Annotated in this window: 15 protein-coding genes; 8 read left to right on the top strand and 7 right to left on the bottom strand. The window is 74.5% G+C overall.

All coding sequences use genetic code 11. The annotated features are described in order from the left end of the window. Positions 1-6: 6 nt before the first annotated feature. Complete coding sequence (gene eda, locus ABD990_RS18780) at positions 7-636, top strand: bifunctional 4-hydroxy-2-oxoglutarate aldolase/2-dehydro-3-deoxy-phosphogluconate aldolase (RefSeq protein WP_345381874.1); 630 nt, start codon at positions 7-9, stop codon at positions 634-636. Here eda and xylA read toward each other — a convergent pair whose 3' ends face one another. From xylA to ABD990_RS18750, 7 genes are all read right to left on the bottom strand, one after another. Further along, on the bottom strand, positions 637-1827 hold the full coding sequence (xylA, locus tag ABD990_RS18775) for a xylose isomerase (RefSeq protein WP_345381873.1): 1191 nt from the start codon (positions 1825-1827) through the stop codon (positions 637-639). A gap of 167 nt (positions 1828-1994) precedes the next feature. Continuing rightward, the gene (locus tag ABD990_RS18770; protein ID WP_345381872.1) at positions 1995-3227 is read right to left on the bottom strand and encodes an ROK family transcriptional regulator; all 1233 of its coding nucleotides are present in this window, start codon (positions 3225-3227) and stop codon (positions 1995-1997) included. A 100-nt stretch (positions 3228-3327) separates the two neighbouring features. Next, entirely contained in the window at positions 3328-4248 is a 921-nt protein-coding gene (locus ABD990_RS18765) for an acyl-CoA thioesterase (protein WP_345381871.1), read from the bottom strand. Next, the gene (locus ABD990_RS18760; RefSeq protein WP_345381870.1) at positions 4245-4883 is read right to left on the bottom strand and encodes a hypothetical protein; all 639 of its coding nucleotides are present in this window, start codon (positions 4881-4883) and stop codon (positions 4245-4247) included. The genes ABD990_RS18765 and ABD990_RS18760 overlap by 4 nt, the downstream gene beginning before the upstream one ends. After that, on the bottom strand, positions 4850-4990 hold the full coding sequence (locus ABD990_RS34435) for a hypothetical protein (RefSeq protein WP_425569626.1): 141 nt from the start codon (positions 4988-4990) through the stop codon (positions 4850-4852). The genes ABD990_RS18760 and ABD990_RS34435 overlap by 34 nt, the downstream gene beginning before the upstream one ends. Continuing rightward, positions 4959-5327, bottom strand: coding sequence for a 2-oxoglutarate and iron-dependent oxygenase domain-containing protein (locus ABD990_RS18755; protein WP_345381869.1), 369 nt, complete (start codon positions 5325-5327; stop codon positions 4959-4961). The genes ABD990_RS34435 and ABD990_RS18755 overlap by 32 nt, the downstream gene beginning before the upstream one ends. 83 nt (positions 5328-5410) lie before the next feature. Then, positions 5411-6520, bottom strand: coding sequence for an ABC transporter substrate-binding protein (locus ABD990_RS18750; RefSeq protein WP_345381868.1), 1110 nt, complete (start codon positions 6518-6520; stop codon positions 5411-5413). A 580-nt stretch (positions 6521-7100) separates the two neighbouring features. On the opposite strand from ABD990_RS18750, the gene ABD990_RS18745 reads away from it, so the two are divergent. Genes ABD990_RS18745 through ABD990_RS18715 form a run of 7 tightly spaced genes read left to right on the top strand, consistent with a single transcriptional unit; the run spans position 7101 to position 13592 of the window. Then, positions 7101-7886: a FadR/GntR family transcriptional regulator gene (locus ABD990_RS18745; protein ID WP_345381867.1), complete on the top strand. Its 786-nt coding sequence runs from the start codon at positions 7101-7103 to the stop codon at positions 7884-7886. Beyond that, entirely contained in the window at positions 7883-9022 is a 1140-nt protein-coding gene (locus tag ABD990_RS18740) for an acetamidase/formamidase family protein (protein WP_345381866.1), read from the top strand. The genes ABD990_RS18745 and ABD990_RS18740 overlap by 4 nt, the downstream gene beginning before the upstream one ends. Then, positions 9019-10632, top strand: a complete 1614-nt coding sequence (locus ABD990_RS18735) for an AtzH-like domain-containing protein (protein WP_345381865.1) — start codon at positions 9019-9021, stop codon at positions 10630-10632. The genes ABD990_RS18740 and ABD990_RS18735 overlap by 4 nt, the downstream gene beginning before the upstream one ends. Further along, positions 10629-11381, top strand: a complete 753-nt coding sequence (locus ABD990_RS18730; protein ID WP_345381864.1) for a cysteine hydrolase family protein — start codon at positions 10629-10631, stop codon at positions 11379-11381. The genes ABD990_RS18735 and ABD990_RS18730 overlap by 4 nt, the downstream gene beginning before the upstream one ends. Then, the gene (locus tag ABD990_RS18725; protein ID WP_345381863.1) at positions 11378-11818 is read left to right on the top strand and encodes a cupin domain-containing protein; all 441 of its coding nucleotides are present in this window, start codon (positions 11378-11380) and stop codon (positions 11816-11818) included. The genes ABD990_RS18730 and ABD990_RS18725 overlap by 4 nt, the downstream gene beginning before the upstream one ends. Continuing rightward, positions 11815-12579, top strand: coding sequence for a creatininase family protein (locus tag ABD990_RS18720; protein ID WP_345381861.1), 765 nt, complete (start codon positions 11815-11817; stop codon positions 12577-12579). The genes ABD990_RS18725 and ABD990_RS18720 overlap by 4 nt, the downstream gene beginning before the upstream one ends. After that, complete coding sequence (locus ABD990_RS18715) at positions 12576-13592, top strand: ABC transporter substrate-binding protein (RefSeq protein ID WP_345381860.1); 1017 nt, start codon at positions 12576-12578, stop codon at positions 13590-13592. Before ABD990_RS18720 ends, ABD990_RS18715 begins: the two co-directional genes overlap by 4 nt. The last annotated feature ends 2 nt before the right edge of the window (positions 13593-13594 follow it).

Below are 13594 nucleotides of genomic sequence, written 5' to 3'. Positions count from 1 at the left end.
GAAGCCGTGTCCCTGCTCGCCCGCTGTCCGGTCCTCCCGGTCGTCGTGCTCGACGATCCCGGCCAGGCGCTGCCGCTCGGCGAGGCCCTGCTCGCCGGGGGCGTCGACGTCGTCGAGATCACCCTGCGGACCGCGGCGGGTCTCGCCGGGATCCGCACCCTGACCGCGCTGCCCGGGATGCACGTCGGCGCGGGGTCGGTCGTCGTGCCGCGGCACGTCGACGAGGTCGTCGACGCCGGGGCCCGGTTCGTCGTGAGCCCCGGGCTGTCCACGTCCGTACTGGACCGCGCCGCGCAGCTCGACGTGCCCGCCCTGCCCGGGGTCTCCGGCGCGTCGGACCTCATGGTCGCGGCGGAGCGCGGGCTCAGCGAGGTGAAGTTCTTCCCGGCGAACCTGCTCGGCGGGCCCGCCGGGATCCGCGCGCTGGCCGCGCCCTTCCCGGGGATGTCCTTCCTGCCCTCCGGCGGGGTCAAGCCGGAGAACATGGCGGACTACCTGGCCCTGCCGAGCGTCCCCGCCGTCAGCGGCAGCTGGATGGTCGACCCGGAGCTGCTCGCCGCCGGCCGGTGGGACGAGGTGACCGCCCGCGCCGCCGACGCGCTGCGGCGGGCAGGGCGAGCGGTGCCGGTCGGCTGATCAGCGGGCACCCATGAGGTGCTCGACGGCGAGCTGGTGCAGCCGGACGAACCCGTACCCGCGCTGCCCGGCCGTGTCGGCGTCGAAGTTCTCGAACGACGACCGGTCGGCCAGCAGCTCGGCGTACCCCTCGCCCGGGGCGAGGGTCGGGGTCGACAGCTCGGGGACCCCCGCCGTCGCCAGTGCCTCCTGCACCTCGGGATCGGCGCGGAAGGCCGCGGCCCGCTCCTTGAGCAGGAGATAGGTGCGCATGTTGGCGGCCGCCGAGTCCCAGACGCCGGTGTAGCTCTCGGTGCGCGAGGGCTTGTAGTCGAAGTGCCGCGGGCCGTCGTAGGCCGGGCCGCCGCCGGGACCGCCGTTCTCCAGCAGGTCCACCAGGGCGAAGGCGTTGAGCAGGTCGCCGTGGCCGAAGACCAGGTCCTGGTCGTACTTGATGCCGCGCTGGCCGTTGAGGTCGAGGTGGAACAACTTCCCGGCCCACAGCGCCTGCGCGATGCCGTGCACGTAGTTCAGCCCGGCCATCTGCTCGTGGCCGACCTCGGGGTTCACCCCGACCAGCTCCGGGTGCGCCAGCTTCTCGATGAACGCCAGCGCGTGCCCGACCGTCGGCAGCAGGATGTCCCCGCGGGGCTCGTTGGGCTTGGGCTCGAGCGCGAACCGGATGTCGTAGCCGCGGTCGAGGACGAAGCCGCACAGCAGGTCCATGGCCTCGCGGTAGCGGTCGAGCGCCGCCGGGACGTCCTTCGCCGAGTCGTACTCCGAGCCCTCGCGGCCACCCCACAGCACGAAGGTCCGGGCGCCCAGTTCGGCGGCCAGCTCGATGTTGCGCAGCACCTTACGCAGCGCGAACCGGCGCACCGAGCGGTCGTTGCTGGTGAACCCGCCGTCCTTGAACACGGGGTGGGAGAACAGGTTCGTCGTGACCATCGGGACGACCATGCCGGTCGCGTCGAGCGCCTCGCGCAACCGCGTGACCTGCTTGTCCCGGGTGCCGGCATCGGGACCGAAGCCGAACAGGTCGTCGTCGTGGAAGGTCAGGCCCCACGCACCGAGGGCGGCCAGCCGCTCGACCGCCTCGACGACGTCCAGTGCGGGGCGGGTGGCCTCGCCGAAGGGGTCCCGGCCCAGCCACCCGACGGTCCAGAGGCCGAAGGAGAAGCGGTCGGCCTGCGACGGCGTCGGTGCGGTCATCGGACGGCTCCTTTATTAGTCCAGATCACGAACTAAACGGTGACGCTAGACCTGCCGTCCGGCCGGGGCAAGGGGCGGAAGGCCCGCGAGTCGCGCTGTGGGCTTCCGCGAGTCGCGCTGTGGGCTCCCGCGAGTCGCGCTGTGAGCTTCGGCGAGTCGCTGCCCGGTCAGGCGGGCATGATCCGCACCGGGTCGGCGAGCACCGCGTCGACGACGCTCAGCGCGGCCCCGAGCACCGCCGCGTCGGGACCGAGGGCGGAGGTGGTGACCGGGGGAGCGGTGCCGCGCAGCGCCCCGACCTGGGCGGCGAGGGCGGCGTCGAGCCGCGGGACCAGGACCGGGCCGAGGGCGGCGAGCGTCCCGCCGAGCACGATCAGCCCGGGCGCGAGGAGGTGCACCGCGGCGGTGAGGGCCAGGGCGAGCCCGGCGGCGGCGTCGTCGACGGCGGCGCGGGCGGCGTCGCCGGCTGGGTCGCCCGAGGGGCGGTCCAGGGCGTCGAGCAGCGGCGTGAGGCCGCCGTCGGGATCCAGCCCGGCGGCCCGGAGCAGGGCGGGCAGCCCCGCGACCGTCTCCAGGCAGCCCCGCCCGCCGCAGGCGCAGGGCGCGCCGCCGGGCACGACGACCACGTGCCCCAGCTCGCCGGCGAAGCCGTCGGCGCCGGAGTACAGCCCCGACCCGACGACCAGCCCCGCCCCGATGCCCACCTCGCCCGTGACGACGAGGAAGGACGGGTGCGCGCTTCCGGCGCCGAGCCGTAGCTCGCCCAGCGCGGCCAGGTTGGCCTCGTTGTCCACCCCCACCGGCAGGCCCGGCAGACCCGTCCGGGACGGGAGGCCGGCGAGGTACGGGTCGAGCGGGACGTCCCGCCAACCCAGGTTCGGCGCCGCGACCACGCAGCGGCCGACGGTCGAGTGGTCGAGCAGGCCGGGGATCGCGAGCCTGGTGCCGACGAGGGTGAGCCCCTCCGCGTCCGCCCGCCGATCGGCCTCGGCGGCCAGCGCCGCCAGCTCCCCGAACACGGCGCCGGGGGAGCGCCGGTTGGTGCCCACCTGCTCCAGCCGCACCCGGGTCCGCCCGCGGAGGTCGACGACCGCCACCGCGAGCCGGCGCGCCCCGATCTCGCACCCGAGCCCGGCGACGTGCCCGCCGTCGAGCGCCAGCCCGATGCCCGGCCGGCCCCGCTCGCCCTCGCCCGTGCGGCCCTCGGCCACCAGCAGACGCGCGTCCACCAGCTCGTTTACCAGCGAGGACACGGTGGACTTGGTCAGCCCGGTCGCCACCGCCAGGCCGGCGCGGCTGACCGTGCCCCGCCGCGCCACCTCGCCCAGCACCACGCCCAGGTTGTGGTCCCGCATGCTGCGGTGCCGCATGGCGGGGGCGACGGCCGGGCGGTCGGTCATGGGCGCATCCTGCCCTGTCGCGCCGCGCCGCGGACCGACCCGCCCGGCTCGGCGTCCCGCCCGGCCCCGCTCAGCCGCCCGATGCTCAGCCGGCCCCTGCTCAGCCGGCCCGGCGCCGGACCATCGCCTCCTGCGTGACCGTGGCGACGAGCCGGCCCGACCGCTCGAAGAACCGCCCGTGGCAGAGCGCCCGCCCGTCCGCCGCCCAACTGCTCTCCTGCTCGTAGCAGAGCCACTCGTCGGCGCGGACGGCGCCGTGGAACCAGACGGCGTGGTCGAGGCTGGCCGCGGTGACCTCCGGGGCGCCGAACATCGTCGCGTGCGGGGCCAGCGCGGTGGACAGCAGCATCATGTCCGAGGCGTACGCGACCACGCAGTGGTGCAGCAGCGGGTCGGCGGGGAGGGGTTCGCGCGTGCGCACCCAGAACCGGTGGTGCGGCGGCGCCGGCTCGCCCCGGTGGGCGGCGCTGCGCGGCAGCTCGCCCTCGAACCGGAGGTCGACCGGGTGCAGCCGGGCGAGCCGGGTCCACCAGCCGCGGACCGTCGCGTCGGCCCCGGCGACCTGCTCCAGCGGCGTCGGGAGATCCACGGGGTCGGTCGCGGCCGAACCGAGCCGCGGCACCTGGTGCGCCCACCCCTCCTGCGGCACCTCGAACGAGGCGGTGAGCAGGAAGATCTCCTTGCCGCGCTGCTCGGCGACGACCTGCCGGACGCTGACCGTGGCGCCGTCGCGGACGGGCGTGACGTGGAAGCGGGTCGGGGCGGAGGCGTCGGCGGGGCGCAGGAAGTGGCCGTGGATCGAGTGGACGGGGCGGCCGTGTCCCACGGACGACCCGGCGGCCCGCAGCGCCCGTCCGACGACGATGCCGCCGAACCCCCGCTCGACCAGGCCCTCCTGCCCGGGCGCCGCGTAGCAGTGCGGTCCGGCGGGACGGACGTCCAGCAGGGTCTCGACGCCCGTCGGGCCCGGTGCGGTGGCGCGTGACCCGGTGTCGCCTGACGCGGTGTCGAGCTCGGTCACGTCGTCCCTCCCGGAGCCGGGCGCCGGTGCACCGATCCCGCCGTCAGTCTGCGGCGCCGGGCGGGCGCGTTTCCAGAGGATCTTCCCGTGGTCCGGCTCACAACCGCCGGGTGCGGGCGGCGCGGGCGCTGGGCGGGGTGAGGCCCCGGGAGGTGAAGAAGCTGTCGTCGAGCTTGCCCGGGTTGAGCAGGGTCGTCGGGTCGCAGGAGGTCTCGAGCTCGACGACCTGCCCGCAGCCACGACGACGCCGGGTCGGCCTTGCGGCTCCGCAAGACGGTGTGGCTGAAGGGGAACTGGCTGATGTGGGTGGGGGTCGGCCACTCCCGCGTCAGCCGGCCGCCGTGCGCCTCGACGTGCGCGGCCACCGCGTCGACGTCCTCGGCCGCCACCCACAGCAGGGCGAGGTGGGCGGCGGGGTCGACCGCGCCGCGCAGCGGGCTGAGCATCGTGCCGATCGGCGCCTGCTGCAGCGAGACGAGCCGGGCGTGGGCGGGTGAGGAGACGAGGTCGTAGCCGAACGCGGCGGTGGCGGCGATGTCGTCGAACTGGACCAGCAAGGGCACGTACTCGCGGGCGGGGACCAGTCGGAGCTCGACCCGGGTCAGCACGCCGATGGTGCCGTAGGTGTGCAGCACGGGCGGCGGCAGGTCGGGATGGTGGTGACCTCCGCGTCCGGCCGGCCGGAGAAGAAGAACGGCATCGAGTACCGCTCAGCGCCGGAGGTGTTGACGACCCGGTGCAGGGTCGATCGGTAGAGATCGTTGGTCCACCGTTGGGGTCTGCCCGCCGACGTGCTCGTAGCCGCGGCCGTAGTTGTCCCTCGTCATCGCGACCCGGTGCTTCTCCTCCGCGGGCAGCGTGAAGAAGGTCCGCGCCTCGGCGAACGCGGCCTCGAGCAGCTCGGGCTCGATGCCGTGCCCGGACACGGAGAAGAAGCCCTTGTCGACGCACGCCGCATGCAGCGCACCGCCGACGGCGGCACGGGCCTCGGGGTCGTCCGTGCGCAGCGCGGAGATGTCGACGACGGGCAGTGAGCCGGTCTCGACGGTCCGGGCGGTGAGCTCGGCGGACTCGGTCATGGTTCCTCCGTGGGATGGGGGACGGCCCGCCCGGCGGGAGGCCGGGCGGGCCGTGCTCGGCGACGAGGTGGCGGTCGCCCGCGTCAGCTGGTCGTGGCGGTGATCGCCGGCGCCGCGCCCTGGAAGGAGCCGGCGGGGGCGTCCGGCAGGCTGTCGAGCTGCGGCATGACCTCGTCCGACAGGAAGGAGTTGTCGAAGAGCGGGCCGCTCGGGGTCCAGTCGGCGGGCAGTGCGCCCATCTGCTTCATCTGGTCGATCGTGGTGTTCCAGCGCTCCTCGCCCATGGCGCCCATCTGCTGGCCGCCGCGGCTGCCGATCACGAACGGCCGCTGCCCGGCCCAGGTGAACCAGTTGGTGTCCGCGGCGAGCTGGTTGTTCTCCGTGAGCATCTTGTCGTTGGCCTTGGTGGCCGCGTCGACGTCCGTGAGGTAGGACGTCCAGCCCTTCGACAGCGCGCCCAGCGCCCGCTTGAGCGTGTCGCCGTGGTTCTTCGCGTAGTCCTCGGTCACGGCAAGGATCTGGCCGTACGGGTTGAAGCCGGCCGAGGCGTAGCTGAAGTAGTTGACGTCGATGTTCTGCTTGCGGGCCTCGTAGACCGTGTTGGTCGGGTAGCCCTGGACCACGCCGTCGGGCGAGGCGAAGAACGCGGCGTAGGTGCCGTTGAAGTTCTGCGTGGTGAACTGGATGTTCTGGCTGCGCTGCACCCACTGCCAGCCGAGGCTGATCGGGGCCACGGTCCAGGACTTGCCCGCGAGGTCGCCCCACTTCGTCCAGCCGGTCGACTGTTTGACGAGCACGCCGGTCGGCGGGGTGTCGAACTCGTTGTAGACCGCGGTGATCGGCAGGCCCTGCGCCTTGGCCTGCAGGTAGGACTCGGCGGTGGTCACCGCGATGTCGGCGCGGCCGGAGGCCAGCAGCTGGATGCCGGAGACGTTGGGGCCGCCGGGGAGGATCGTGACGTTCGAGAAGCCGGCGTCGGCCAGGTAGCCCTGGGTCTGCGCGGCGGTCCAGCCGCCGTTCTGCGCGTTGCTGAACCAGGACAGCTGCACGGTGAGGCTGTCGTCGCCGGAGGACCCGGAGCTCGACGCGGCCGCACCGCCGGCGCCGCCGCCGCACGCGGCGAGGACGAGGGCGGTCGCCAGCGCCACGAGGGCGAGCGGCAGGCGCGCCCGGCGGGTGGGTGACAGGGACATGGGGGCTCCAACATCTCACGGCGGAAACGGTTCCCGGACAGATGGGAGAACGGTTCACGACGTCCTTGGGGAAAAGGGGTGTGAACCATTTCCGTGGGTCGGCGGAAACGGTCGGGGGTCGGCCCGGGAGCCCGTGGCTCCCGGGTCCGGTCGAGGGGAGGGGACGGCGGCGTCCGAGCCGAGCGGGTGACCGGGCCGGCTCCGGCACCGCGGGTCCGCCCGAGCGGGATCGAGCCGGGCGCAGCGGGCGCGTCCGGCGTCGTCCCAGTTCGACGGGGTTCTCGTGGTCCCGGAGGGGATTCGGTCGGGATGGTCCGACCAACCGGACCGCCCAGACCTTCGGCCGTCCGGGCCTCTCGCGTCAACGGTTGAGCGTCGAACTTCACCTACGCGAAACACGGTGTCCGGAGCATTGCGACCGCGACTGTTCCACCCGTCCGTGTCGGCGATGTGTCCCGTGTGAACAAACGGTTTCCTGATCGTCCGACGGCTGTTCGGCGACCATTCCGGCGCCTACGGTCGGATTGGTCAGGCCAACCACCCCGGGTGGTTCGGCGCCGGAAGTCAGGAAGGACCGGGTGTGGACAGCACCACCGGAGCACCGGGCGGCGATCGCCGCCCGGTGCCGTCCTCCGCGCTCGAGCTGCCGCGGCTCGCGCCGGGCGCGTTCCGCGGCAGCGTCAGCACCGAGATCTCGGCGCACCTGGAGAAGCTGATCGCGGTCGGCGAGCTCAGGCCGGGGGACCGGTTGCCGTCGGAGCGCGAGCTGGCGGCGAGCCTCGGTGTGTCCCGGGCGTCGCTGCGCGAGGCCATGCACGAGCTGGAGGCCAAGCACCTCGTCGCGCGCCGGCCCGGCCGCGGCACCACCGTGCTGCCCGCGCCGGAGCACGTCCAGACGCTCTACTCGCAGCTCTCCGACGCCGACCACCAGCTGCGGGACGTCGCGGAGCTGCGCGGCGCGATCGAGCCCCGGCTGGCCGAGCTGGCCGCCGAGCGGGCCACCGCCGCCAACCTCGTCGAGCTCGAGAACGTCCTGCGCAACCCGGTCGCCGAGGCCGCGCCCGAGGAGTCGCTGCGGCTCGACCTCGAGTTCCACATGCTCATCGCGGCCGCGTCGCAGAACCCGCTGATGTCGGCGATCAACACGCTCGCGTGCTCCTGGACGTCGTCGACCCGGGTGCTCTCGCACTCCACCCGCTACGCCCGCGAGGTCTCCTACCTCGGGCACCGGGCGATCCTCGCCGCGGTCGCCGCCGCCAACCCCGCCGAGGCGCGGGACGCGATGACCCGCCATCTCGCCGACGTCGCCGAGCTGACCCGCGACCGGTTCGAGGACCGCGCCGCCGGGCCGGAGGAGACGCCGTGACCGCGTCCGAGCTGGCGCCGACCGCCGCCGTCGGCACGCCGGTGCTGCAGCCGCTCACCGGCACCCCCGACGGCGCCTACCTTCCTGCGACCCCCGCCACCACGACCTGGGGCCGGCTGCCCTGCGCCGACGACGCGCCCGCGCTGTCCGTCGAGCCCGGCACCGCGGTCGTCGTCGACACCGTCAGCCACGAGGGGATCCTCGAGGACCAGGGCCGCGACCCGGTCGGCTTCTTCGGCGCCCACGGCGTCGCGTCCACGGACGTCCTGCTCGACGCGATCGCCGTCGCCGCCGACGGGCACCACGACCTCACCGGCGGCCCGCACGTGGTGACCGGCCCGATCGAGGTCCGCGGCGCCGAGCCCGGGGACCTGCTCGCCGTCCGGGTCGACGCGCTCGTCCCCCGGGTGCCCTACGGCGTGATCTCCAGCCGGCACGGGAAGGGCCTGCTCCCCGGCAGCTTTCCCGCCGACGGCCCGCTGACCAGCGTGTTCTGCCTCGTCGAGGACCTGGAGCTCGGGCTCGACGCCGCGCGCGGCACGCTCCCGCTGCGCCCCGGCGACGGCGCCCACCCGGTCCGCTTCCCGCTGGCGCCCTTCCTCGGCGTCATGGGCGTGGCGACACCCGGCCCGCGCCGGCACTCCACCCCGCCCGGCCTGCACGGCGGCAACATCGACATCCGGCTGCTGGTCGCCGGCACCACGCTCTACCTGCCCGTCCAGGTGCCGGGCGCCGGACTGTACGTCGGTGACCCGCACTTCGCCCAGGGCAACGGCGAGATCGCGCTGACCGCGCTGGAGGCGCCGCTGCGCGCCACCCTGACCGTCGACCTCGTGCCCGCCGCGGAGGCCGCGGCCCGCTACGGCGCGGTGGCCGGACCGTTCGTCCGCACCACGGAGTTCCTCGTGCCGACCGGGCTCGACGAGGACCTCGACGTCGCCGTCCAGAAGTGCGGCCGCAACGCGATCGCCCTCCTCGGCGCGCTCTACGGGATGGCCCCGGAGCTGGCCTACGCCTACCTGTCCGCGGCCACGGACTTCGAGATCTCGCAGGTGGTCGACGTGGTGAAGGGCTCGCACGCCCGGATCCGGCTCGCCGACTTCGCGGCCGTGGACCGGCGGGAGGTGCCGCGGTGATCGCCGAGGCCGTGCAGGTCGTCTCGCCCGGGCCGGTGCCCGAGGGCCTGCTCGCGGCGTTCGACGCCTACGAGACCGCGCTGCTGACCAACGACGTCGCCACCCTGGACGCGCTCTTCGCGCCCGGCCCGGCCACCGTCCGGGGCGACGGGACCACCCTGCTCGTCGGGCACGCGGCCATCGCCGGGTTCCGGTCCGGCCGCGCGGTGATCCCCACCCGGCAGGTCGCCGAGCTGCACGTCCGGCCGGTCGGCGACGACGCCGCGCTCGTCATGGCGTCCACCGTGGAGCCCGCGACCGGCGCGACGGGCCTGCAGACCCAGCTCTGGCAGCGGCTCGCCGGCGACTGGAAGGTCACCGCCGCGCACGTCACCCTCCCGAGGACGCAGCCGGCGACGCCCTCCCGCGCCGCGGCCGCGGCTCTCGACCGGTCCGTGTGGCGGGTCGTGGGGACCCCGCTGGTCGCGCCGACCGGCTCCGGTCCGCTCGACGGCGTCACGGTCGCGGTGAAGGACCTGTTCGCCGTGGCGGGGGAGCGGCTCGGCGCCGGCAACCCCGCCTGGCTCGCCGAGCAGGAGCCGCAGGCGTCGACGGCCCCCGCCGTCGCCGCGCTGCTCGCCGCGGGGGCCGAGGTCACCGGCCTCGCCCGCACGGACGAGTTCGCCTACAGCCTCGCCGGGCAGAACGCCCACTACGGCACCGCGCCGAACCCTGCCGTGCCCGGCGGGATCGGCGGCGGCTCGACGAGCGGACCCGCCTCCGCGGTCGCCCTCGGCCAGGTCCTCGTCGGACTGGGGACGGACACCGCCGGGTCGATCCGCGTGCCGGCCTCCTACCAGGGCCTGGTCGGGATCCGCACCACCCACGGCGCGGTACCCCTGGACGGGGTGCTGCCGCTCGCCCCGTCGTTCGACACGGTCGGCTGGCTGGCCCGCGAGGTCGGCCCGGCCCTGCGGGTGGCGGAGGTGCTGCTCCCCGGCGTCTCCGCCACCCCGGCCGCGGTCGCCCCGCCTGCCCGGACGGTCGTGCTGCCCACCGTCGAGACCCACGCGATCCCGGCGGTCGCCGCCGCCTGCGCCGATCGCCGGGCCGCCCTCGTCGGGGAAGGGCTGCTGCCGACCGCCGAGATCGTCGACCTCGCCCCGGAGATCCTCGAGGGGTGGTTCGCCGCGTTCCGCACGCTGCAGGCCTTCGAGGCCTGGGCGGCGCACGGCGACTGGATCACGGCGCATCCCGGTGCCCTGGGCGCGGACGTCGGCGGGCGGTTCGCGGCGGCGGCCGACGTCACGGCGGCCCAGGCCGACGCGGCTCGGGCGACGATCGCCGAGGCCCGGGCGTGGCTCCGCGAGGTGCTCGCCGGGGCCGTGCTCGTCGTGCCCAGCAGCGCCGGCGGCGCCCCCGCCCGGGACTCGAGCGCCGCGGTGGTCGAGGCCGAGCGGGCCGGGACCCTGCGCATGACCTGCCTCGCCGGGCTCGCCGGCGCCCCCGCCGTCTCGGTCCCGCTGCTGCACACCGCCGACGGCCGCCCCGCGGGATTGTGCCTGGTCGGGGCACCGGGCACCGATCTCGACCTGCTCCGCCTCGCCGCGACCCTGGAGGGAGCCGCGTGATCCCCAACCGCTGGGCCTTCGCCGACGGTCGGGTCGACCTCCGCCGGCCCCACCGCGAGCCCCGGCCGGTCGAGCTCAAGGCCCTGCCCGCGCCCGTCACCGCCGACCTCGCGCGCAGCGCGCTGATCGTCGTGGACGTGCAGAACGACTTCTGCACCGAGGGCGGCTGGTTGCACTCGATCGGCGTGGACGTCTCCCCGCTGGCCCCGGCGATCACCGCGCTGCTGGAACTCGTCCCGGCCGCCCGCGCCGCCGGCCTGCCGGTGGTGTGGGTGAACTGGGGGAACCGCGAGGACCGGGCCAACGTCCCGCCCGGCGTCGCGCACGTCTACGACCCCGAGGGCCGCGGCGAGGGCATCGGCGCGGTCATGCCGAACGGCTCCCGGGTCCTCACCAAGGGCTCCTGGGGCGCGGCGCTGGTCGACGGCCTCGTCGCCGAGCCCGGCGACGTGCACGTCGACAAGTACCGGATGAGCGGGTTCTGGGACACCCCGCTCGACTCGATCCTGCGCAACCTGCGCGTGGACACCCTCTTCCTCGCCGGCGTCAACTCCGACCAGTGCGTCTCCTCGACGCTGGTCGACGGCGCCTGCCTGGGCTACGACGTGGTGCTGGTCGACGGCGCCTCCGCCACCACGTCGCCGGCGTTCTGCCACGAGGCGACGCTCTACAACACCCGCCAGTGCTACGGCTTCTCCTGCGACGTCGCGGACCTGCTCGCAGCCCTCCCCGTGAAGGACGGATCGTGACCACCCCTCCGCCGATCCTGCGGCACCTCGACGACATGGCGCCCCGGCTCATCTCGCCCGCCGACACCGTGAAGCTGGCCCTGCTCGCCGGCCCCGCGGACGGCTCGTCCACCAGCGTGTTCTTCGAGGTCTGGGAGCCGGGCGGCAGCCAGCCGGACAACTCGCACCCGGACTCCACGGAGATCTTCGTGATCCTCTCCGGCACCGGTCGCGCGCACTCCGACGAGCACGTCGTGGACCTCGGGGCGGGCGACGCCCTGGTGCTCCACCCCGGCTCGACCCACCGGATCGTCAACACCTCGGCCACCGAGCGGCTCTACGCCGTCACGGTCATGGCCGACGACGACGGCGCCCTCCCCGGCGGCTTCGCCGAGCTCGTCGCCAAGGGCACCGTCACCGAGTGGGACGGCACCGACAGGCAGGTGCTCGCGCGATGAGGCTCGCCCACCTCTCCACGACGGACGTCGCGGCGATCGACAAGACGATTGCCCTCGTCGTCCAGCCCATCGGCGCGATCGAGCAGCACGGCCCGCACCTGCCGGTCATGACCGACACGTTCGTCGGCGAGCAGATCGCGACCCTGGCCGCGGAGCAGACGGACGCCGAGGTCTGGATCCTCCCGACGCTCAGCTACGGAAAGTCCACGGAGCACCTGGGCTGGGCCGGGACCATGAGCCTGTCGAGCGAGACCCTGCTCGCGGTGCTCAAGGACGTCGGCCGCTCGGTCGCCGCCTCGGGCTTCACCCGGCTCGCGTTCGTCAACGGGCACGGCGGCAACCCCGCCTCGCTCGACGTCGCCGCACGCGACATCCGCACCGAGTCCGGCCTGCTGGTCTTCCCCGTGACGACCGGGCGGCTCGGCGCGCCGCAGGGGCTCGAGCTGCCGGACGCCGAGTTCTCCATCCACGGTGGACACCTCGAGACCTCGGTGATGCTGCACCTGGCGCCGGAGACCGTCCACACCGACCGGTTCGTCCTCGGCGGCGACCACCTTCCGGAGCTGTTCCCCGGCGAGCTCAGCCTCGAGGGCGCCCTGCCCACCGCGTGGATCAGCGACGACCTCACCACCAACGGCGTGATCGGCGACCCGCGGGCCGCCACCGCCGAGATCGGCAAGGAGATCGTGACGCACTGGACCGGCCGCCTCGCCTCGGCCTACGCACAGATGTCCGCTTTCGAGTTCCGGACTGCGCGGTGAAGCGCCTGCTGACCGCCGCACTCGGCGGACTCCTCGCGCTCGGCCTGGCCGCCTGCGGCACGTCGGCGGCGCCGGAGAACGCGGGCGCCGAGCCGGTGAGCGTCGTGCTGGGTTGGTACCCGACCGCCGAGTCCGGCGGGTTCTACGCCGCCGAGGAGCAGGGCCTCTACGCGCAGCAGGGCCTGGACGTCGACATCCGGCCCGGCGGCCCGCAGGTCTCGCAGACCCAGGTCGTGGCCTCGGGCCGCGCCGACTTCGGGCTGAGCGACGCCACCACGGTCGCCAACGCGAAGGCGACCGGGATCCCGATCGTCGCCGTCGCCGCGCTGTTCCAGGAGAACCCGGTCGGTGTGATGGTCCACGCGGACAGCGGTGCCCAGGACTGGAAGGACCTCGCGGGCCGCACCTGGTACGTCCAGACCGGCCAGCTCGGCCAGGAGTGGGTCAAGCGCTCCCAGGGCATCGACTTCACCACCGCCGCCTACAACGGCTCGATCGCCACCTTCGTGCACGACGACGCCGCGGTCCAGCAGGGCTGGCCGACCAACGAGGCGTACACAGCGCAGAAGGAGGGCGTGCAGACCCGCTTCCTGAGCTACGCCAGCGCGGGCTACAACCCCTACAACGACGTCATCTTCACGACCGAGGACTTCCTCCGCGACAACCCGGAGAAGGTCAGGTCCTTCCTCGACGCGACGATGCGCGGCTGGTCCGCGTACATGTCGGACACCGCTCTGGCGGAGAAGGTCAACGCCACCCTCCAGCAGGAGAACCCGCAACTCGACGCCGCCGCGAACTGGTTCGCGTGGGACGCCCAGCGGCAGTTCCTCACCGCGGGCGACGGCGCCGCCGCGCTCGGCTCCATGAGCGCCGAGCGCTGGTCCACCCTCGTCGACCAGATGACCCAGCTCGGGGCGCTGAAGCCGGGGCTGGACCCGGCGAGCCTGTTCGACACCTCGGCCCTGCCCACCGTCCCCGCACCCGCGTCGCTGCCGCCGGCACCCGCGGCCTGACC

This window comes from Pseudonocardia yuanmonensis, assembly GCF_039542425.1.
In the GTDB taxonomy this organism is placed as follows: domain Bacteria; phylum Actinomycetota; class Actinomycetes; order Mycobacteriales; family Pseudonocardiaceae; genus Pseudonocardia; species Pseudonocardia yuanmonensis.
This window is presented reverse-complemented; position numbering and strand designations above follow the sequence as displayed.

Excerpts from the sequence above, each read along its gene's own strand:
- ABD990_RS18720 (WP_345381861.1), top strand. The coding sequence starts at position 11,815 with ATGAGGCTCGCCCACCTCTCCACGACGGACGTCGCGGCGATCGACAAG.
- ABD990_RS18770 (WP_345381872.1), bottom strand. The coding sequence starts at position 3,227 with ATGACCGACCGCCCGGCCGTCGCCCCCGCCATGCGGCACCGCAGCATG.
- xylA (WP_345381873.1), bottom strand. The coding sequence starts at position 1,827 with ATGACCGCACCGACGCCGTCGCAGGCCGACCGCTTCTCCTTCGGCCTC.
- ABD990_RS18755 (WP_345381869.1), bottom strand. The coding sequence starts at position 5,327 with ATGACCGAGTCCGCCGAGCTCACCGCCCGGACCGTCGAGACCGGCTCA.
- ABD990_RS18750 (WP_345381868.1), bottom strand. The coding sequence starts at position 6,520 with ATGTCCCTGTCACCCACCCGCCGGGCGCGCCTGCCGCTCGCCCTCGTG.